Annotated in this window: 19 protein-coding genes and 1 pseudogene; 8 read left to right on the top strand and 12 right to left on the bottom strand. The window is 67.6% G+C overall.

The features are described 5' to 3' along the window. Positions 1-514 precede the first annotated feature (514 nt). Positions 515-1,402 (bottom strand): AraC family transcriptional regulator, encoded by an 888-nt coding sequence (locus tag RWP81_RS04730; RefSeq protein WP_314452833.1) that lies wholly within the window; start codon positions 1,400-1,402, stop codon positions 515-517. Positions 1,403-1,466: 64 nt separating this feature from the next. Further along, a complete protein-coding gene (locus tag RWP81_RS04725) occupies positions 1,467-1,838 on the bottom strand; it encodes a hypothetical protein (protein ID WP_055953054.1) in 372 nt (123 codons plus the stop codon). 162 nt (positions 1,839-2,000) lie between these two features. Here RWP81_RS04725 and RWP81_RS04720 point away from each other — a divergent pair, with 162 nt between their 5' ends. After that, on the top strand, positions 2,001-2,753 hold the full coding sequence (locus RWP81_RS04720) for a DUF429 domain-containing protein (RefSeq protein WP_314452827.1): 753 nt from the start codon (positions 2,001-2,003) through the stop codon (positions 2,751-2,753). A gap of 274 nt (positions 2,754-3,027) precedes the next feature. On the opposite strand, the gene RWP81_RS04715 is transcribed toward RWP81_RS04720, so the two are convergent. Both RWP81_RS04715 and RWP81_RS04710 read right to left on the bottom strand, forming a co-directional pair. After that, positions 3,028-4,524 (bottom strand): DUF5677 domain-containing protein, encoded by a 1,497-nt coding sequence (locus RWP81_RS04715; RefSeq protein WP_314452824.1) that lies wholly within the window; start codon positions 4,522-4,524, stop codon positions 3,028-3,030. A 652-nt stretch (positions 4,525-5,176) separates the two neighbouring features. Then, on the bottom strand, positions 5,177-5,962 hold the full coding sequence (locus RWP81_RS04710) for a trypsin-like peptidase domain-containing protein (protein ID WP_314452821.1): 786 nt from the start codon (positions 5,960-5,962) through the stop codon (positions 5,177-5,179). 275 nt (positions 5,963-6,237) lie between these two features. On the opposite strand from RWP81_RS04710, the pseudogene RWP81_RS16305 reads away from it, so the two are divergent. Next, positions 6,238-7,014 (top strand): annotated as a pseudogene (locus RWP81_RS16305) (DUF4238 domain-containing protein); the annotation flags it as partial. Between the two features lie 18 nt (positions 7,015-7,032). Here the strand turns inward: RWP81_RS16305 and RWP81_RS04705 are convergent. Together RWP81_RS04705 and RWP81_RS04700 are read right to left on the bottom strand one after the other, a co-directional pair. After that, positions 7,033-8,619, bottom strand: coding sequence for a hypothetical protein (locus RWP81_RS04705; protein WP_314452817.1), 1,587 nt, complete (start codon positions 8,617-8,619; stop codon positions 7,033-7,035). Further along, a complete protein-coding gene (locus tag RWP81_RS04700; protein ID WP_314452814.1) occupies positions 8,619-9,218 on the bottom strand; it encodes a hypothetical protein in 600 nt (199 codons plus the stop codon). Before RWP81_RS04700 ends, RWP81_RS04705 begins: the two co-directional genes overlap by 1 nt. Before the next feature lie 458 nt (positions 9,219-9,676). Between RWP81_RS04700 and RWP81_RS04695 the strand changes: the two genes are divergently transcribed. Together RWP81_RS04695 and RWP81_RS04690 are read left to right on the top strand one after the other, a co-directional pair. After that, positions 9,677-10,090 carry a metalloregulator ArsR/SmtB family transcription factor gene (locus RWP81_RS04695; protein WP_314452811.1) on the top strand — a complete coding sequence of 138 codons (414 nt, stop codon included), beginning with the start codon at positions 9,677-9,679 and terminating at the stop codon, positions 10,088-10,090. A gap of 18 nt (positions 10,091-10,108) precedes the next feature. Further along, on the top strand, positions 10,109-11,086 hold the full coding sequence (locus tag RWP81_RS04690) for an SRPBCC family protein (protein WP_314452808.1): 978 nt from the start codon (positions 10,109-10,111) through the stop codon (positions 11,084-11,086). A 267-nt stretch (positions 11,087-11,353) separates the two neighbouring features. Here the strand turns inward: RWP81_RS04690 and fdhA are convergent, their stop codons facing one another. The 4 genes from fdhA to RWP81_RS04670 all read right to left on the bottom strand — a co-directional run bounded on the left by fdhA (position 11,354) and on the right by RWP81_RS04670 (position 15,125). Then, complete coding sequence (fdhA, locus tag RWP81_RS04685) at positions 11,354-12,571, bottom strand: formaldehyde dehydrogenase, glutathione-independent (protein WP_314452805.1); 1,218 nt, start codon at positions 12,569-12,571, stop codon at positions 11,354-11,356. 189 nt (positions 12,572-12,760) lie between these two features. Beyond that, positions 12,761-13,204 (bottom strand): hypothetical protein, encoded by a 444-nt coding sequence (locus RWP81_RS04680; RefSeq protein ID WP_314452803.1) that lies wholly within the window; start codon positions 13,202-13,204, stop codon positions 12,761-12,763. A 200-nt stretch (positions 13,205-13,404) separates the two neighbouring features. Then, positions 13,405-13,866, bottom strand: coding sequence for a Fe-S cluster assembly sulfur transfer protein SufU (sufU, locus tag RWP81_RS04675; protein WP_314452801.1), 462 nt, complete (start codon positions 13,864-13,866; stop codon positions 13,405-13,407). After that, positions 13,863-15,125, bottom strand: a complete 1,263-nt coding sequence (locus RWP81_RS04670) for a SufS family cysteine desulfurase (RefSeq protein WP_314452799.1) — start codon at positions 15,123-15,125, stop codon at positions 13,863-13,865. Before RWP81_RS04670 ends, sufU begins: the two co-directional genes overlap by 4 nt. Before the next feature lie 362 nt (positions 15,126-15,487). On the opposite strand from RWP81_RS04670, the gene RWP81_RS04665 reads away from it, so the two are divergent. The 4 genes from RWP81_RS04665 (at position 15,488) to RWP81_RS16300 (ending at position 18,142) form a co-directional block, all read left to right on the top strand. Further along, on the top strand, positions 15,488-16,222 hold the full coding sequence (locus tag RWP81_RS04665) for an Ig-like domain-containing protein (protein WP_314452796.1): 735 nt from the start codon (positions 15,488-15,490) through the stop codon (positions 16,220-16,222). 166 nt (positions 16,223-16,388) lie between these two features. Further along, on the top strand, positions 16,389-16,865 hold the full coding sequence (locus RWP81_RS04660; RefSeq protein WP_314452793.1) for a hypothetical protein: 477 nt from the start codon (positions 16,389-16,391) through the stop codon (positions 16,863-16,865). 398 nt (positions 16,866-17,263) lie between these two features. Beyond that, positions 17,264-17,524: a hypothetical protein gene (locus RWP81_RS04655; RefSeq protein ID WP_314452790.1), complete on the top strand. Its 261-nt coding sequence runs from the start codon at positions 17,264-17,266 to the stop codon at positions 17,522-17,524. A gap of 339 nt (positions 17,525-17,863) precedes the next feature. Then, positions 17,864-18,142, top strand: coding sequence for a helix-turn-helix domain-containing protein (locus tag RWP81_RS16300; RefSeq protein WP_399540548.1), 279 nt, complete (start codon positions 17,864-17,866; stop codon positions 18,140-18,142). A 222-nt stretch (positions 18,143-18,364) separates the two neighbouring features. On the opposite strand, the gene RWP81_RS04650 is transcribed toward RWP81_RS16300, so the two are convergent. After that, on the bottom strand, positions 18,365-19,036 hold the full coding sequence (locus RWP81_RS04650; RefSeq protein WP_314452787.1) for a response regulator: 672 nt from the start codon (positions 19,034-19,036) through the stop codon (positions 18,365-18,367). Beyond that, a partial coding sequence (locus RWP81_RS04645; RefSeq protein ID WP_314452782.1) for a hypothetical protein occupies positions 19,033-19,251 on the bottom strand: 219 nt, incomplete at its 5' end. The genes RWP81_RS04645 and RWP81_RS04650, both read right to left, overlap by 4 nt.

The raw sequence follows: 19,251 nt of genomic DNA, 5'->3' as shown, positions 1-19,251 counted from the left end.
CCGCCCCGATGCGCCGATCGCGCCCCAAACCGTCGAAGGGCGCCCGCGCCCGGCCTTGACGGGTGCGCGAGCGGCTGTCGCAGCGGGGCGCCGGGGCCGAGGCGCGAGTGAGCGGGTTTGGGGCGTGATTCGCTCTTTGGGGCGGGGGAAGTCCGCCCCGATGCGCCGATCGCGCCCCAAACCGTCGAAGGGCGCCCGCGCCCGGCCGTGACGGGTGCGCGAGCGGCTGTCGCAGCGGATCGCCGGCGTGGCGGCGAGGGCGAGCGGGTTTGGGGCGCGATTCGCTCTTCTGGGCGGGCGAAATCCGCCCCAATGCGCCGATCACGCCCCAAACCGTCGAAGGGCGCCCGCGCCCGGCCCTGACAAGAGCGCCGGGTTTCGGGCTCAGGGGTCGAGCCGACGGTGCACAACTCAGGAAGATCGCCGACGCCGCCGTCTCCAGCCCGCAAGATTCCGGGGTTCATGCGGGGGAGCGCGCGCACATCTCCTGCGTTGTGCACACGTCTTAGGTCGCTCAGACCGCGAGTTCGCGCCGCCCGGCCCGCCATTCCGAGGGTGCGACGCCCGCGTGACGGCGGAACGCCCGCCGGAAGCCCTCGTCGGAGGCGTAGCCGAGCGCCCGCGACGTCTGCGACACCGGGGTGCCGGCCTCCAGCAGTTCCTTGGCCCGCCGCATGCGCACCTCGGTCACGTACGACGCGGGCGAACTGCCGAACACCCGGCGGAACCGGGCCGCGAAGACCGACCGCGACATCGCCCCGAGGGCCGCGAGCTGGTCGATGGTCCACTCGTGCCCAGGGTCGGCGGAGACCGCCGCGACCACGCGCGAGAGGAACGGATCGTCGCTCTGCGGCGGCCATGCCGACGCGCGTTCGGTCGACGCCCACGCCCGCAGCGCCGACAGCAGCACCGTCATCACCATGAGTTTGCAGATGGTCTCGTCACCCTCCCGGTCGGAGGGCGCCCCCGGAGCGGGGATGCCGAGGTGCGCGGCCAGCGAGGCGGCGGCGGGTTCCGCGTGGGCGAAACCGCTGACGAACACGACGGGCGGGAGGGCGCGGGTGTCGGCGTTCGGCGTGACCTCCAGCGGGACGACCGTCACCTCGGCACCGGACTGCGACGTCAGCGTGAGGGCGTGGCATCCGAGAGAGACGAAGGCATCGCCCGCGAGCAGTGTGCGCTCGCCCTCGATCGCCGCGGCAGCGCCCGACGGCGCGTCGACCGTGCACGCGGGTCGCTCCGGTGCCCGACCGGTGAGCTCACCGCGCCGGACGTAGACGAGTGCCGCGGTGCCGTGGGACAGCGGCAGCCGCTCCCCCTCGGACAGGGTGCGCTGCCAGGCGCGGCCGGGCCGCACGTCGATGCTCGACAGGGCGCGTTCGAGGGTGGGCTCCGGCGTCATGCCTGCGGCAACCGGTCGAGCGGCCTCCGTATTCCGTCGCCGGCGCGGCGGGCGGACCCGGTCTTCAGGTCAGCAGCTCCACCCCGCTGAAGAACCCGATCGAGATCGACAGCAGGCCCGCGGCGACACCCGCGATGAATCCCGCCGCGGCGAGTTCGCGCGCCATGCGGGCGTTGAGGCTCACGATGCCGCACACGAAGGACACACCCGCCAGCACCCACATGCCGATCTGGATCCACGGCAGGTTGTCGATCTCCGAGATCGCGCTGGCGGTGACGACGAAGATGTACCACGCGATCACCACGACGCCCGAGATGATCGCGACGACCGACGGCACACGCATGTCGCCCTTCGGCGTGGGCGGCGGGGGCGGCTCGTCGCGCGGCGGGACGTCGGTCGCCGGTTCGAGCGAATCGGGGAGGTCGTCGTCTGCCATGGCCCGATCCTCCCAGGTCGCGCGAGAGATCGGGGGTGCATTGACCCCGGTGGTTCATTCGCATGATCGGCGGTGGGTTCTGCGCCACACGGGCCGCTGACGTGCACTTCTGCCCCGTCGGTCATGCATCGGGGCAACGGACATCGGCCTAAGCTCCCTCGAATGAGAACCGTCGGAGTCGACCTCGCCGCCTCAGCCCCCGGCACCGCGCTCGCCGAGATCGTCTGGGACGACGGCCAGGCTCGCCTGACGCGGCTCGAGATCGGGATCGTGGATGCCGACATCGTGGCATCCGTCACCTCCGGCGAGGCGTGGCTCGGCGTGGACTGCCCGCTCGGCTGGCCCGACGCGTTCGCCGATTTCGTGCAGGCGCACCATGCCGGTGTCGAGCCGGCGCTCGGACCCGTCGAGGGGCACGCCGACTGGCGGCGCCCGCTCGTGTACCGCCACACCGACCACGTGGTGAGGGAGCGCATCGGCCGCTGGCCCCTGAGCGTGTCGACCGACCGGCTCGGGGTCACGGCTCTGCGCGGCGCGGGCCTGCTGCGACGCCTCGCCGCCTCCGGGTTCGTGGTCGATCGTGCGGCGGAGGGGCGCCTCTTCGAGGTATACCCCGGCGGCTCGCTGCGCCTGTGGGGCTTCGACACGACGGGGTATCGAGTGGATGCCGCCCGCCGCGCCATTCTGCTCGACACGCTCCGGTCGCGGGCGCCGTGGCTCGACATCGGGCGCTTCGCGCCACTGGCTATCGCGAAGGCCGATGCCTTCGATGCCGTGATCGCCGCTCTCGCTACCCGCGCCGGTGCGCTCGGGCTGTTCGAGCATCCGGCATCCGAGGTTCTGCCGGTCGCCCGTCGCGAGGGCTGGGTGGTGCTCCCCGACGGGCCGCTGGAGAGGCTGATCGGGGGGTTCTGAGCTGCGGGTGCTCGCGGGAGCGGAGAGCGTGCCCGGAGGCTGAGGCTGCCGGGGGCGCTCGCTCTGGCAGGGTCTCTCGCGTCGAGGTCGGGCCCCGACCGCAGCCCGTGCACCGGACGTGTCGGGAACGGGGCGAAGTGACACTAGGTGTCGCTCAAAACGGGTTGCTTCGGCCCGGACAGGTCATCTTTGTCGTGACACTTTCCGCTGGCGGCACGACGATGGCTCCGGCTGCGGCTTTCCGGGGTTGGGCCATGAGGGACGTCACCCGTTTTCAGGGGTGGGGGTCGTCCACGTCCTCAGCGATCTCGGCGACGTATCTTTGGACGAGGTCGGTCGCACGATCCATAATGCTCTCCACGAAGGAGGCGCCAATTAGGGTGGAGGAGGGTTCCGCGACGATGCGGTGGTAGCGATGGAGCGGGTTCGCGCAGGTTGTAAACACGTTCTCGTCGATGACTCCCCACTCGCCGTGCACGTTGCTGCTAGCTGGGGCGAACACAAACCTGTAGTCCGACTCCATCCCGACCGCTTGGGACATCCGACGTGTGTCGACCCCAGAGAATGAGCCGCCGAGGTTCACTGATTGAAACTCTTCGTAGATATCTCGGTTGACGACGGCCTCGAGGTAGTCGCGGTACTGCAGGAGCTCCTCCGGCGGCGATTCCAGACTGTCGATGTGCTCCTCGATGTGGAGCTTCAGTAGTTTGATCTTGCCCGCGCCGAAGTTCTTGAACTTGGCGTAGAGCGGTTCCTCGACCTCAGTGTGGAGGAGGTACCGGAACACGATCTCCGTTTCGAGTAGCGCTCGGAGTATGGGCGACCCATGCTCCATCGTCCACATCGGCGGAGTCTGAATGAACGACAGCACGTAACGGACTGCGCGTCCCACCAGCCCTGTGAGGACCTCAAACCGGTCCGGGTCGTAGAGGTCCGGTGGCGTTGTCGTTGCGGTCTCGAAGTACGTGTCCCAGAGTTGTTGTGCACGGCTCTGCAGATCGAGCAGGTAGTCGCGGAGTGTGGGCGCGGTGTCGTCCGATGTGGCGGCGGAAGTCTTCTCTGCCTCGTCGTCGTCATGGGCGTTCGGCCACTCGCACTCGAACAGGCGCCAGTTCGAACGCCAGAAGGTGCGGGGCCAGTCGCTCGCCGCAGTAGGGGCGATGGCGTTAAACATCGCACGGAGATTCGATTCGACTCGGGCTGTCTCGTCATCGTTGGTGTCCAAGGGGTACCGAGGCAGCAGCTCGAGAAAGCCGATGTTCTCGCCGAGATGAACGCGGCCGGCTTTCAGCAGTTGGCGTATGGTCAACGCTTTCGAGCGCGTGGCAAGCGTTCCCTGACCTCCGAGCGCAGCCGCGATGACGGGTCGCAACCAGTCCTCGGCGGCCGACGTGGTGACCTCAAGCCCGCGGTCGATCCAGGGTGCAATCAACCATGCCCCGGGCGCATCTTTGTACTGCGCCAGTGTGTGTGCGAGCCCCTCAGGAACGAAGTCCTCGTAGGTGCCCGTCGCGTCGAGCCTCGCGAGCAGAGCGGAACGCGCAGGTTCCGGCAGCTGCTCGAAGGAGGAGAGCGTCCCATCGAAGACCCAGTCCGATGGCATCTCCGTCACGTGCTCGGCAATAGCGGCAGAGGCTAGATCCAGCTGCACCGCTGTCGTTAACACTCGCTCCTTACCCCCGTGAAGCTGGGCCGCGACCCATAGATAGTCCGGGAGCCTGTCGCGCGCCCAGTTCACGAACTCGAAGGGTGCCGACCCCATCGACAGCATCGGGGGAAGGAGTTCGCGCCCGACCCGTTTGTGATCTGAGATCGATGACGAGGACCGTCGCGGTTTCCGAGCTGATCTCTTCCGTTTGTTGGACACTCAAACACTGTGGTGGAAATCGCTGCGCAGCGCTAACCCCGCGTGATTCGAATCTGCTCGGCAACCTGTACTCCACTCGAGGGTCGGAGGCGCTCCCTGAAGAAGGCAGCGCTAACAAGCGCCTGGGTTGTATGGATCAAGCGCTCGGTACCGTGGCGGTAACGGGCGTTCTTGTGGGATCGGCGACGACTGCGCAGCGTGCCGCCGATCCTGGTTCACGTGCTCCAGCAGCTGCTGTGCTGTGGCGGCGTCCGCATCTCGCGAAGATGTCGGGATTCCGCCGCGGTCATCGACTCGACGTGGGAGCCGTGTTGCTCGAGGTCATTGTGCGACCCGGCCCTGTCCTTGATGTCCACCTGGTGGGTGGGTTCGCCGGCGCAAATAAGTGCGGCTTCGAGACTTTGCAGCGCAATTGCCGCGGCGGCCCGCCCGAAGCTCGCAGCTGTAGGATCGCATTTTGCTAAGTCGCTTCGGTGAGTGCACGTGATCGTTGTCTGACGCGCCAGCTTCTGCCCGGCGGAGGGCATCCTTGGGTGCGTGCGCTCGTATTGGATCGTCAAACCAGTCGCACGTCATCACGACGACGGGCGTCGATGATGGTCGATACCACAGACACCGGCCACACACGGCCGAGGTCGGATGCGGAGTCCGTGCGTCCGGAGTACACCCCAACGAGTCGCCATGGGAACGCTTCCGGCTCTGCGGTTCCCTCATCGGACGGCCAAGGGACAATGCATGGCGACCCCGACTGGCCCTCCCGCGTGCGCGCGTCGATGAGGAAACACGGGTCCCCCTCGAAGCCCGCCCATGGCTCAGAAGCCACGGAACCTCGCACCCAGATTGCCGATCTTGCGCCGGCGCTCAGTCCAAAAGGAAAGCCCACGACGCTGACGTCCCGCGTCGGCTCGAAATCGGACACAGGCAGGCTGTGGGCTATTGGATACGGGGAAAGTGCTATTCGGGGCTGAGTCGATTCCCTCTTGTCGAGATCCTTGAGAGGTAAAGCTATTACGTCAAACTTGCGTCCGAACTGAGGATGGACGAGCCAAAGCGCTCGGTCGTCGTCGTCGTAGAGGGATAGATTTTCCGTCCGGGTGCCAATCGGTGCCAACTCTTCCTCGCCCAATGGCACGCCGGCGATGGGGAAGGTGGCTTTCAGGTAGTGAGGCAAGGCCGGTAGTCCGAGATAGTGGTCGGTCGTGCGGTGTCGGCCCGTCACGATGTGGCCGTTGGTCACGAGATACATCTCGCCTCCGTGATCGACCACGAACCCAGTGCCCCCGATCACGCATTTGTCTGTTCCCCCGGGGAGGGTTCGAACAGCGCTGATCTGCACCGACATGAATGAAGGCATAGCCATCCACGAATGATGCCAGGATTGCTGCGGGTGATGACCTTCCTCTTCGATCCGTAATCGCGAGCCGCGAAGAGAGGTTCGTAGTCTACGACGGCCCCACACCGGCCAACTTACTCATCCTCCATCCCCGCCTTCGCCGCCGCGATGGTGCCCTCGGCAGGCACGAAGCTGGGCGCGACACCCAGGACCCGAATCCCCGAGGGGGCGAGATCGGCAGCGAGTGACTTGGTGAGCCCGGGAGCGGAGTGCTTCGAGCCCCCATGATGGTGACCACAGGCGAGACAACGGATATCTCGTCTTTGCGCCGCTGCCGCCTGTGGGCCCAGGACCCCTACGAGCTGAGCTCCGCTAACCTGCTTCTGAATGCCGGAAGTATGTTTGCTGGCATCATGCCGAATCAGATCCAGCACCATACGGTCCCGCGGGTTTACCTTCAGCGGTTCGCGAAGAAGAGGCAGTTGTCGGTGCTCGACATGCCTACCGGCAAGGAGTACTTGGCGAACGTCAAGGACGTTACGACGCGGCGGCACTTCTACGCGGTCCAGGGCCATCCGACCAACCCGAACTCCTTCGAGGACGGCTTAGGGAGCACCGAGGGTCGCGCAGCCCGGGTCTTGGCAGATGTTGATGCGGGTGTGTGGCCGCTTCCTCATGACGACCGGGTTCAGCTAGCCGTGTTCATGACTCTGCAGTTTCTCCGGGGACCGGACCACCGCAGGCAGCTCGCCCAGCTCCTGAACCTGGAGGTCAATCGGCTGCGAGGGGAAGACCCGGAGGAGCTGACACGCCTGCTCTCGATGCGCGGTGCGCCGCCGGTGCTCCGACCTGGTGAGGGGCTACCAGAGTCGCTAGTGGCAGAAGCACACCTCCATCAGATCTCGACGATGCTGCCGGCGCTGACAGAGCACCTGCTCCTGCGTCGGTGGAGGCTGATTCGCTTTGAGGCACCCTCCCTTCTCACTTCCGATGCGCCGCTGACGCCCGTACTCGATCCGCGCGAGCAGGACCAGAGTGCGGGTCTGGGCCTTGAGAATGCCTACGCCATCCTCTTCCCCCTAACACGGACACTCGGCCTCCAGATGTATCGAGTAGAGCCGTCCGTGCTGGCCTTCCCCGGAGTCGTCGAGGCGCTGGTGGCCAGCGAGATGGATACAGCGGCGCCTGCGAACGAGCACTCGCGCGCTTCGTTCAACACGAACACCGCCATGCACGCGGACCGGATTCTGCTTGTTCACCCCGACGACGTCGCTGTGGTTCCCCGCAACTATCGGAGGCTGCGCTCGCTGGGCGGGCGGATTGACTTCTCGGATCCGCCGGAGGAGCTCCTGCCGGCACCCTGGAGTGGGCGCATCCTTTTTGCCGCGGTTATGAACAGCGTTTCCGGTCGATCCCGCCAGCCACGTAGCGAAATCAGTGGACATCGTGCCGAAGTTCCGCTCCACGTGCGGCTTCGCGGTTCGCGCGTGTGGTGGAGCGAGGACGATAGTGATGCCGAAGGCTATGCATGCCGCCTCGAAGGTTGCAGATCGGAAGTCGGCGCCGCCGTCGACCGTGATGGCGTTTGGGAAGATCCACGGCACCGCGAGAGACTCATCGTCGAGGTAGGGGTTGACGCGCTTCATCAGCTCCGCCGGCAATGTGGCTGAGCCGGAGAGCGCCGCCGCGGCCGAACCAGGGATAACTCGACGGCCGACGACTGCGCGGGCCAAGAGGAGAGCATGGTCGAAACCTGATGGCGAGTCGGCATGGAGGGCCCAGGCCATGGGGACACGACTCGCGACGCAGAACAGCACCGTCACCTTGGGGCGGAAGACGTTGCCCTTGTCATCCCATACCTGGACGTCGAGCGTGGTGGAGTCGATCTCGCACACTGCGCCGAGTCTGTGTGCAACCGCCGAGTAGTACTCGCGGCTGGGGCGGTTCGCTGCCGTCCGGCGACTCGTCGCCTTGTCGAAGCTGTAGCGACCAGCGTCTCGCTCGTTGATGAAGCCTTGCAACGTGCGTTGCTTGATGGCGCAGATCTCGTCCCCGGGGTGCATCGCCTCAAGTGTGCGTCGCACGAGTATCGCGCAATGGCGACGACTGGAGGTCGGCATGTTCACGCGCTTGTCGAGTTCTCTGTCGATGGCGGCGACCAAACGAGCATCAGCCTTCGCAATCAGGAGCCGCTTCGTGCCCGTGGGGTGAAGTCTCTTGTTGAGTTCTGCAACCCCGCCCTCGCGGTACACCTTCCAGTAGTTGAAGAGCGTCTTCCGAGACCTACCAAGCGAGGTGCCCGCCAACTCCTCAACCTTCTTCGCTATTCGGTCTTCTTGAGTTGTAGCTGTCGGGTCGTAGCCCGACCGTGGCGAGCGCGCGGTCACATCCATCGGGATACCCTCAAACACTTCCAGCAGATGCTTCTCGAGATCAAGAACGTCGGTCGGCCAGTCGCCTCCGCTCGGTCTCAGCGACGCGCTCGACGGGCGCCTCGCTGTGCCCGCGTGCGCTAGCAACTCCGGCATTGAGAGGCTCATCCAGTCGTCGAGGGCATCCTCCCGGCGTAGTCGCGCTTCCGATCCGCGACGCACACCTTCCCAGACCCACAACTCGCCTTCGATGTCGACCCTGTCCCCAAGGCGAAGCTTGTACTCGTCGACCATCAGCTGACCGCGTTCGTCGGCGCCAAAGGTGCAGAGGTGTACACGGTCTCGCTGCTGAAGACCTCGCCAAGATCCACGATGAGTAGGCGATGCCAAGCCATGGTGTTCACCCAGGAGCAGGCCAGCGGCGGGCAATCGGGCGCAACCAGGTTGCAGATTGCCCGCCGAGTTTGCCCGACCGCTGCGGCTTCAAGAATCGCAGCCTCCATCTCAGGACTTGGGCGGCACCGGTCATGGCGCGAGGCGGAAAGGCATTCCAGGTTGCCGGTCGCTCGACTGTCGTGTCCCGACATCACTTGATACCGCCAGCCCAGCAGGTCGCTGACTGCTGCGGTTTCGCTGAACTGCAATCTGGCTCGCTCGTCGATGAGCACTTCAGGGCGTTCGTCGAAGAGGCCATAACTTCCGTCGGTGAACTGTCCGAGGAAGTCGGGGAAATGCGCATAGCCCGATAACGGAGAACGGCGGCCGAAACTGATGGCGAAAGGCTGTGACCAGAGCCGCTCAACTTGTCCGCCGTAGTCGAGCCAGAGGACCTCCCAGCGTTCCTCCTGCGACTCGCACCAAACATGTGAGTTGGTGCGCTGCCAGAAGTACATCGCGGGTGTGAAGCGGTGGCGAACGCCCGCCGAGCTTCGCACACGTGCGGGATCTATGGTTGCCCAGTCGCGATCTCCGAGGGAGCGAGACGCGACAGCCCATTCGTGGCCTTGCCTGCGAGCACTTTCTTTGCCCGCACCCGGCACCCAATGCAACTCCGTCTGTGTTGACCGCAGTCGCGGAGCAATACGCCATGCCTCGACTACAGGCCTCATCACAGCCCCCTTACGAGTCGCCGTCGACTCGGTCGCAGGATGCGGGACCTTCATCGCTCCCGCTTGCCGGTGATGCTCCTCCCGGCTGGCCAACCGCGACCGCAAGCATTCGGCGTGTCGCGACACTTGGTGTACCCGGCTGGAGCGGAAGTGTAAGTCAAAGCCTGCTTGTGCAACGTGAAGGCCAAATTGACCGGACGACCTCTTGCGTCCGGACGGAGCGAGCGCTAACGTGCAACCAAATGGTTGAACAACAGAGCGACGCCGACATCGACCGGGTCTTCCACGCCCTGGCCGATGCGACGCGACGCGACATCGTGCGGCGCACGCTGGTCTCCGAGCAGTCGGTGACCCAGCTCGCGGCGGCGTACGCGATGTCGTTCGCGGCGGTGTCGAAGCACATCGCCGTGCTCGCCGAGGCGCGGCTCATCACCAAACGTGCGGAGGGGAGGGTGCGACTCGTGCGTGCTGACCCTGCCGCGCTCGCTCGGGCGCAGCACCTGCTGCGTTCGTACGAAGACCTCTGGCGCGGACGCGTCGACCGGCTCGACGCCCTTCTGGCGGAGGACCCCGCCGCCCCGGCATCCGCCTCCCCGCGCGAGGAAGCCCCCGCCGCCCCGGCATCCACCCCGCCGACCGAACCCACCCACCCCTGACCCGACGAAGGAGTCGTCATGCCCGTCACATCCGTCGAGAGCGACGCCGAAACGCTCACCATGACCCTTGTCGCCGACTTCGCGGTCGGCCCGGAGCGATTGTGGGCGGTGTTCACCGACCCGCGTCAGCTCGAGCGCTTCTGGGGTCCTCCGGGCTGGCCGGCGACGTTCGACGCGTTCGACTTCACCGTCGGTGGGCACGCGAAGTACCACATGACCTCCCCGCAGGGGGAGCGCGCCGGCGGGGCGTGGGAGTTCACCGCGATCGACGAGCCCCGCGGATTCGAGGTCATCGACTCCTTCGCCGACGACAATGGAGACCCCATCGAGGGGATGCCGTCGATGCGCATGGTCTTCACCTTCGAGGCGACGCCCGAGGGCTCACGGCTCTCGAACGTCAGTCACTTCGCCTCGGCCGACGCCCTCGAGCAGGTCGTCGCGATGGGCGCGGTCGAGGGCTCGACCATGGCGATGAACCAGCTGGATGCCGTGCTGCAGGGCCTGCGGGAGTTCGCGCAGGGCAAGGGGACGCAGCTCGAGATCCTCGACGACCAGCACGTGCGCATCACCCGGCTCATCGACGGCCCGCGCGAGCTCGTATGGCGCGCGCACGTCGAACCCGACCTGATGCGGCAATGGATGCTCGGCCCCGACGGCTGGCGCATGAGCGTCAGCGAGGTCGAGGTCTCGGTGGGCGGGCGCTACCGCATCGCGTGGGAGCCCGAAGCGGGAACCGAGGGCGAGGGTTTCGGCTTCGACGGAGAGACCCTGCTCATCGACGAGCCGCGTCGCATCGTGCAGACCGAGCACATGACCGGCACCGACTGGCCCTCCACCACGAACGACCTTTCGCTCTACGAGGAAGACGGCGCGACCCTGGTCACGCTGTTGATCGAGTATCCGGATGCCACCACCCGCGACGCCGTCCTGTCCACCGGCATGGTCGACGGCATGGAGAAGAGCTTCGAGCGGATGGAGCGCGTCGTCCTGGCGTAGCCGGTGCGCAACTCCTGCAGATCGGCTGTCACTCGGCGGAAGAGGCCGTGGCGCGTGGGATCTGCAGGAGTTGTGCTGGGCGGGCGGGGATAACCGCCCGGCTGACGACGTTCCGCGAACGGATGCCGCGGCCTCGGGGCTGCGGCATCCCGCCCGCGGACGGGCTCTCGCGACCCGCGCGCCGAAGCCCGCAGTCGTACGCGAATTTCGCAGATTCCGCGGGGAAGTCTGCGAGGAAGGCGCCGTTCTGCGAGCTCCGGCTTCGCCTCAGCTCTTGATGTACCCGTTCGGGTTCAGCACGTACTTGCGCGGGGCGCCCTTGTCGAAGTCGGCGTAGCCCTGGGGCGCGTCGTCGAGGCTGATGGGCGTGGCGTTGACGGCCTTCGCGATCTGCACCTTGTCGTGCAGGATCGCCATCATCAGCTGCCGGTTGTACTTCATCACCGGGCACTGGCCGGTCGTGAACGTCAACGACTTGGCCCAGCCGAGGCCGAGTCGAAGCGAGAGCGAACCGACCTTCGCCGCCTCGTCGACGCCGCCCGGGTCGCCCGTCACGTACAAGCCCGGGATGCCGAGGGCGCCACCGGCCGCGGTGACCTCGAACAGCGAGTTGAGCACCGCCGCCGGTGCCTCGTGCGATGAGTCGGAGCCGTGTCCGCGCGCCTCGAAGCCGACCGCGTCGACCGCGGCATCCACTTCGGGGGTGCCGAGGATCTGGGGGATCTGGTCGCGCGGGTCACCCTTCGACACGTCGACGCTCTCGAACCCCAGCGACCGCACCTGCGCGAGGCGTTCGGCGTTGAGGTCGCCGACGAGCACCGCCGCCGCGCCCAGCAGCTGTGCGCCGACGGCCGCGGCGATGCCGACCGGACCCGCGCCCGCGACGTACACGGTCGATCCCGGGCGGACGCCGGCGGTGTAGGCGCCGTGGAAGCCGGTGGGGAAGATGTCGGACAGCATCGTCAGGTCGAGGATCTTCTCGAGCGCTTGCTCGCGGTCGGGGAAGACCAGCAGGTTCCAGTCGGCGTAGGGGACGAGCACGTACTCGGCCTGCCCGCCGACCCATCCGCCCATGTCGACGTATCCGTAGGCACTGCCGGGGCGGTCGGGGTTCACGTTCAGACAAATCCCGGTCTTGCCCTCTTTGCAGTTGCGGCAGCGGCCGCACGCGATGTTGAAGGGCACCGAGACGATGTCGCCGACCTTGACGAACTCGACATCGGGACCGACCTCGATCACCTCCCCGGTGATCTCGTGGCCCAGCACGAGACCCGCGGGGGCGGTGGTGCGACCGCGGACCATGTGCTGGTCGGAGCCGCAGATGTTCGTGGAGACGGTGCGCAGGATCGCGCCGTGGGGGACCTTCCGGCCGACGTTCGCCGGGTTCACGCCCGGGCCGTCCTTGAGCTCGAACTCGGGGTAGGGGGTGTCGATGACCTCCACCACTCCGGGTTCTTTGTACGCCACTGCCTTGTTACCGGACATCGTCGTCCTCTCCGGCCGGTCGACCCGACCTGGTCGCGTCGTGTGGGCGGACCCGCAGCGACACCCGACGCGACGTGCGACCGGATTCGGCCGTGAGCGATGCGGGGGTGCCCTCAGCCAAGACGCCGATGACCGGAACGTCAAGGGATGGCGCGAGACCCCACTCGATGCGTCATCCGCGCGACCCGTCTACTCCGAGGGAGAGGCCCGGCGGACGGCGTTGCGAACGGCCTTCTCGACCTCGGCCGTCACCTCGACCACCGCGAACGACACCGGCCACATCGGACCGTCGTCGAGGTGCGCGGTGTCGTCGAAGCTCACGGTGCCGTAGCGCGTCTTGAACTTCGACGCCGGCTGATAGAAGACGACGACCTTGCCGTCTTTCGCGTAGGCCGGGAAGCCGTAGAAGGTCTTGGGCGTCAGGTGCGGCGCCTCCTCCAGCACGATGACGTGGAGGCGTTCGGCCACCGCCCGGTCGACGCCCTCGAGCTTGTCGATCGCCTCGAGGCAGGCCTCGTTCTCCTTCTCGAGCTTCGCCGCGCCCTTCAGCCCCTTCGTGGCCTTGAGCTCCTCGGCGCGCTGTTTCATCGCCGTACGTTCTTCGTCGCTGAATCCTGCTCCGCCTTCCGCCATGGCATCCACCTCTCGTGCGTCGCGATGAGGGAAGCGTAATCCTCCGCGTTCCCGCGCGGTGGGTCGCCGGTGCGGGGCAAGTGCGCGTTGAGTGTCCAGAACACGCCGTCGATCTCTTCACGCGCCGGAGTGTCTTGGACACTCAACCGGGCTGGACGGGGCGGCCCCGGCGTCGCGGGGGCGCGCGTCCACAACGCAGGTCAGGCTTGCCGCAGGCCTTCCTCGAGCGCGACCCACGCGAGCATGGCGCACTTCACGCGGGCGGTGTACTTCGACACCCCCGACAGTGCGGCGGCGTCGGCGAACGTCTCCTCGTCGAGGGGGATCTTGCCGCGCGAGCGCAGCGCCTCGCGGAACTGCGCGATCAGCGCCTCGGTTTCGGTCTTCGGCATCCCGTCATCCCCACCGTCTTCCTGCAGCAGGGCGACGAGCATGGATGCCGACGACTGCGAGATCGAGCAGCCCGCGCCCTCCCAGGTGACGGATGCCACGCGCTCACCGTCGTCGGACAGCTCGACGCGCAGCGTGATCTCATCGCCGCAGATGGGGTTGCGCTGGTGCACCGTGGCGCTGTGCGCGCCCGGTTCGGCGAGGCCGAAACCGCGACGGTTCTTCGCGTGATCGAGGATCAGCTCCTGGTACAGCGACTCGAGCCCGCTCATGCGCGTGCTCCCGCGGCGCTCGCGCCGACTCCGAAGAAGCCGCGAACGCCCGAGACGGCATCGAGGAACGTGTCGATCTCCTCTTCGGTCGTGTGGATCGCCGCGCTCGCGCGCACCGACGCCGTCAGACCGAACCGGCGGTGCAGCGGCTGTGCGCAGTGGTGTCCGACACGAACGGCCACGCCGCGGGAGTCGAGGAACTGGCCCACGTCGTGCGCGTGCACTCCGTCGACCGCGAAGGCCTGCAGGGCGATGCGCTCGGCGGCATCCGTGTCTCCGAGCAGGCGGATGCCGTCGATCGAACGGAGCCCCTCGCGCATGCGCGTTTCGAGCAGGGCCTCGTGCGCATGAGCAGCGGCGAGATCGTGCCCGCCGAGCCAGCGCACCGCGGCGGCCAGCGCGACGGCCTGCGACACCGGCTGCGTCCCGGCCTCGAAGCGCTGCGGCGGTGGGAGGTATTCGGCCGTGTCGAGGGTGACGGTGGTGATCATCGACCCGCCGGTGGTGAAGGGCGGCAGCGCCTCGAGCACCTCGTCGCGGCCCCACAGGGCGCCGATGCCGTACGACCCGTAGATCTTGTGCCCCGAGAACACGGCGAGGTCGACCCCGGATGCCGGCAGGTCGAGCGCGAGGTGAGGCGCCGACTGGCACGCGTCGAGCACCGTCAGCGCGCCGACGCCACGGGCGAGGGTGACGAGCTTCGCGACGGGGTTCACGATGCCGAGCACGTTCGAGACGTGCGGGAACGCGACGACCTTGGTGCGCTCGCCGATGAGGTCGGCCGCGGCGTGCATGTCGAGCATGCCGTCGTCGAGCACCGGGATGTGGCGCAGGCGCGCGCCCGTGCGGGCGGCGAGTTCTTGCCAGGGGATGAGGTTGGCGTGGTGCTCGGCCTCGGTCACGACGATCTCGTCGCCCTCGCCGAGCCGCCCGGCATAGCCGAGGGAACCGGCGATCAGGTTCAGACCGCCGGTCGCTCCCGAGGTCCACACCAGCTGCTCGGGCTCCGCGCCCACGAATTCGGCGACGGTGACGCGCGCGTCTTCGAACAGCTCGGTCGCGTCGGCCGCGAGCGTGTGCGCACCGCGGTGCACGGCAGAGTTCGCGCGTTCGAGGAAGGCGCGCTCGGCATCCAGCACGGCACGGGGCTTCTGGCTGGTCGCTCCCGAGTCGAGGTACACGAGGGGCCGACCGTCGATCTCGGTCTCGAGGATCGGGAAGTCGGCACGCGCGGCGGCGACGTCGAAGGGGAGTGTCACCCCTCCAGGCTACGGCGCGTCGGGTGGGTGCGGGGTGTCGTGCTCGAGGCTGCCGGTCGCCTCGCCTGCGCGGAGATGTTCCGCCCGTGAGACGGCGTACCGCCGACCCTGCCGCGTGCAACGATCTGGTCGCCCAGACGCCGTCTCGGTGCCCCGAGCGCATGATCCGCCGCCGGTGAGGCGCGGGAGCCCGGCGCGCGGAGACACCGCGTCTCTCGGACCGGGTGACGTCGAGCGTGCACCGGGTGAGAACTGGAAGGCGGGAAGGCAGGAGGGAGGCGGATCTGCACAGGATGGAGGACGGTGTCGTGGGCGGGGCGTCATCGAGTCGTCCCGCGCGTCCCGAAGCGGAAGGCGCATACGTGAGCGATCGAGAACTCAGAACAGACACCGACGGGCGCGCGAAGAGCCTTTCCCGCCGGACGGCCATCGGCGCAGCAGCCCTCTCAGTGCCCGCCATCGTCATGGTGGCCGCCACGCCGGCGTTCGCCGGGTCGACCGACCGGAGGATCACCGTCACGTTGGCCCCGACCGCGGTGCACGTGGGGGAGTCGTCTTCGGTCACCGTTCAGGTGACGGATGTCGCGGGAGTGCCGTTGGCCGGTCAGGCGGTGTCCCTCGCAGCGTCGAGCGGTGTGACTCTCGGGCGGTCGAGCGGTCTCACCGACGGCTCGGGAGCCTTCTGGACGACGGCCAGGGTCACCGCGTCGACCACCGAGGGCACGTCGACCATCACCGCCGTCTCGCCCGGAGCGGGCGGCACGGTCTCGGCCGCGGCGACGCTGGCGTACGGCGATCCCGTGCTCGAGGTGCGTTTCAGTCCTGATCCGGGCAAGGGCAGGACGCCCTCGGTGCTGACGGCATCGCTGACCATCAACTCGGTTCCGGTGGGAGGCAGCCCGATCTCGATCTCGTCGCCCGAGTCGCGCCTCGTCTTCTCCCCCGCCAGCGGGCCGACCGATGGCGCCGGGACCTTCACCTCCTCCTTCACTCCGTTCCCCAGCGGCACTCCGCAATCGGCCGACATCTTCGTCGGGAGCTCGACCTACAGCCTGATGGTCGTGGCCCGCTACGTCTGGCTCACCCCCTTGAACTGAGCCCTGCCGTCGACCCGGGGTCCGGGCCGCACGCGTCCCCTATCTCGTCGGCGAGACGCCGTCTCGATGCCGCCGAGCGCGCGAGACGCGTGAGAATCGCGTCGGCGGCCGCATGGGAATCGTCAGCGTGACGCATCTCGGGGAGTCGGCGCGTAGACCGGATGCCATGACCCTCACGGCCCTGCTCCCCACCCTCCGATCCAGCACCCCGTCGCCCTTCGATCCCTCGGCGTGGCCCGCGGGCTCCGTGCCCACGCTCGACGACGTCACGGTGCGGGCGATGTCGGTCGGCCGTTACGCCGACATCTGCGGCACGCCCTGCGTGTGCACGGGCCCGGCCGTCATCCCGGCGTCGGGTGGAGTGGCATCCGCGACGCTGTCGACGACGGTGATCGTGGCGACGGTGGTGGATGCCACCCCCGACACGCTGCGCCTCGACGCGTTGGCCGCGGGACTCGACGTGGTGTGGCGCGAAGCGCGACTGCTCGGCCGGGTGTCTCACGCCTACGACGAGCCCCTCGCGGTGGTCGACGCGCACGGCAGCGAGGCGCGCGCCACGGTCGTACTTCCCGGTGATGTGCGGGTGGGCGACCGCATTGTCGTCCCCTGTCCCGGATGCCACACCCTCGGGGAAGTGCGGTGATGCTGCTGCACACGATCGTCTACGCCTGCCGCTGCGCACGGGTGCAGGCGGAGTTCGAAGCCTGCGTCGACGACGATCTCGTGCCTCTCGCGCCCATCTCGTGAGTCGCGCGGACGCCGCCGCTGTCGCCCAGCCGCCTCAGGCGGGTGGAGGTGATCGGGGAAGCTCCGGTCTTTCGTGGAGAGGGTCTGCCGTCGTGGGCGTGGCCGGTCGGAAGGTCGTCGACCGGTCGTGTGCGGTGCCGGAATGGAAGTAGCTGCATGTAAAGATGCGGTCATCAGTGGTTCTTTGTACTTGCGCTTCACCGGTGAAGATGCCCGAATTCACGAATTCGGCTTTATGCGACCTCGTGACGGAAAGGAAATTCCGCCGCAATTTGAGCGCACTAATATGCCCGGGTGACCGACATGAGCCGTGAAAATCCGACGCCCTCGCTCGAAATTCTCATGCGCATCCACGGGTGGCGCCCCCGGCGACAGGGCGACGGGTGGGAGATCGGTCCGCGGACCAGCCCCGTCTGCATCCGGCCGGGGGCGAAGGGGGCATTCGAACTCGTCGTCGACGGCGAGGCCCTCGTGCTGCCCGATGAGCCCGCCGTGATCGATTTCCTCTCGCAGGTCGCGCTGAGCCGCGCACGCGAGGGGTCGCCGCCGCAGTGAGCGGGACGACGCTCCTGCCGGTCGGGGTGACGCGTTCTCGGCCAGGATGCAGCGGTGCAGGAGGGTCCTCGTCGGGCGAGGTCGCGTCGAGTCGAGGTGACGCGGGGGAGCAATCTCCGTGCGGGAGACAGCGGGCGGGTGCACACTCCCCGCCAGTCGCGTCGCGTCGCGGCCACGTCGCTCTCGCACCGGCTGACAGCAGGGCTCGGTGCCCACCGGTCATGAGCGTGCGCGAGGACGCAGAATTTCTCCGTGAGACCAACACATATATGTTCTGGGTCATGATTTGGACGTGAGTGAAGATGAAGAGTTAACGTTCGTTCAGCAACCGGGGCTGCCGTGACTAGACCCTCCGTCGGATCCGAGCATGAGATTCTTTGCGCACGTCTCTCGCGCAATTTCGCCATCGAAGTACATAATGCGCGTAGCAGTTTGGGGTATTCCCAAGAAGAGGCCGCGCTGAGGGCGGGGATCGCGCCTCCGGCTTTGGGGCGAATCGAGCGCGCGCGCTTCTCGCACTACCCCTGGGCCAATCCCACATTGGAAACGCTCGTTCGCCTGCACTCGTCGTTCCACATCGATCCCCACCGCTGGATTCGGAGCCTTTCCGACGACTAGATCACGGTCACTCGGCCGCACCGCGCGCGTCGCGCATGTTCCCGCACAGCGCTCGGAGATCCCTTTCCCGAGGTGACGCCTTCTTTCCGATCGGTGGCTCGCAGAGGCCGTCGAGCGACGCTGTGCCGATCACCGGTAGACGGTCTCGCGGTCCGGCGGACCGACGATCCTTCCGTACGTGAGGCGGAGCGCGGCTCAGCGTGACGGGCGCAGAGCTCGCCGTCACACGACGAGCCGGTACCCCATCCCCTGCTCCGTGAGCAGGTGCACCGGGTTCGACGGGTCGGCCTCGAGCTTCTTGCGCAGCTGCGACATGTACAGGCGCAAGTACCCGGAGTCGGCGACCTGCTCGCTGGCCCAGATCTCTTTGAGCAGCGTCTGGCGGGTGACGAGCGACCCCGGGTTGCGGGCCAGGAATTCCAGCATCCGCCACTCCGTCGGCGTCAGGTGCACGCGTGTCCCCTCCCGCAGCACGGCTTTGGCGGCGAGGTCCACCTCGACGTCGCCGAACCGCACGACCGACTCGCCGCTCGAGGGCACCGAGCGACGCGCGTGCACGCGCAGGCGGGCGAGCAACTCATCGATCTGGAAGGGCTTGGTGACGTAATCATCGGCTCCGGCGTCGAGGGCGTCGACCTTGTCGGCCGAGCCGGTGCGGCCCGAGACGACGATGATCGGCGCGGTCGCCCAGCCGCGCAGGGCCTCGATCACCTGCACGCCGTCGAGGTGCGGCATCCCGAGGTCGAGCAGCACGATGTCGGGGTGGGCGTGCGCTGCGAGGGTGATGGCCGCGGCGCCGTCGGCGGCGGCGACCACGTCGTAACCGTGCGCGGCGAGGGTGATGCGCAGGGCGCGCACGAGCTGCGGATCGTCGTCGGCGATGAGGATCTTCACGGGGCGTCCTTTCCGAGGTCGGATGCCGTGCGGTCGGCGGGCGACGCTGCGGAGGTGCGTCTGTCGGCGACGGGCGGGATGTCGGATGCCGTGCGGTCGGGGGGCGATGCTGCGGAGGTGCGTCTGTCGGCGACGGGAGAGATGCCGGGTGCCGTGCGGTCGGGGGGCGATGCTGCGGAGGTGCGTCTATCGGCGACCGGAGAGATGCCGGAAGC

The organism is uncultured Microbacterium sp., from assembly GCF_963521695.1.
Lineage (GTDB): Bacteria > Actinomycetota > Actinomycetes > Actinomycetales > Microbacteriaceae > Microbacterium.
Note: the sequence above shows the minus strand (reverse complement) of the source record. Positions and strands in the feature narration are given on the sequence as shown.

Bases quoted from the DNA above. Each gene is read 5' to 3' on its own strand.
- RWP81_RS04730 (WP_314452833.1), bottom strand. From the start codon at position 1,402: ATGACGCCGGAGCCCACCCTCGAACGCGCCCTGTCGAGCATCGACGTG.
- RWP81_RS04725 (WP_055953054.1), bottom strand. From the start codon at position 1,838: ATGGCAGACGACGACCTCCCCGATTCGCTCGAACCGGCGACCGACGTC.
- RWP81_RS04720 (WP_314452827.1), top strand. From the start codon at position 2,001: ATGAGAACCGTCGGAGTCGACCTCGCCGCCTCAGCCCCCGGCACCGCG.
- RWP81_RS04715 (WP_314452824.1), bottom strand. From the start codon at position 4,524: ATGCTGTCGATGGGGTCGGCACCCTTCGAGTTCGTGAACTGGGCGCGC.
- RWP81_RS04710 (WP_314452821.1), bottom strand. From the start codon at position 5,962: ATGTCGGTGCAGATCAGCGCTGTTCGAACCCTCCCCGGGGGAACAGAC.
- RWP81_RS04705 (WP_314452817.1), bottom strand. From the start codon at position 8,619: ATGGTCGACGAGTACAAGCTTCGCCTTGGGGACAGGGTCGACATCGAA.
- RWP81_RS04700 (WP_314452814.1), bottom strand. From the start codon at position 9,218: ATGTACTTCTGGCAGCGCACCAACTCACATGTTTGGTGCGAGTCGCAG.
- RWP81_RS04695 (WP_314452811.1), top strand. From the start codon at position 9,677: ATGGTTGAACAACAGAGCGACGCCGACATCGACCGGGTCTTCCACGCC.
- RWP81_RS04690 (WP_314452808.1), top strand. From the start codon at position 10,109: ATGCCCGTCACATCCGTCGAGAGCGACGCCGAAACGCTCACCATGACC.
- fdhA (WP_314452805.1), bottom strand. From the start codon at position 12,571: ATGTCCGGTAACAAGGCAGTGGCGTACAAAGAACCCGGAGTGGTGGAG.
- RWP81_RS04680 (WP_314452803.1), bottom strand. From the start codon at position 13,204: ATGGCGGAAGGCGGAGCAGGATTCAGCGACGAAGAACGTACGGCGATG.
- sufU (WP_314452801.1), bottom strand. From the start codon at position 13,866: ATGAGCGGGCTCGAGTCGCTGTACCAGGAGCTGATCCTCGATCACGCG.
- RWP81_RS04660 (WP_314452793.1), top strand. From the start codon at position 16,389: ATGACCCTCACGGCCCTGCTCCCCACCCTCCGATCCAGCACCCCGTCG.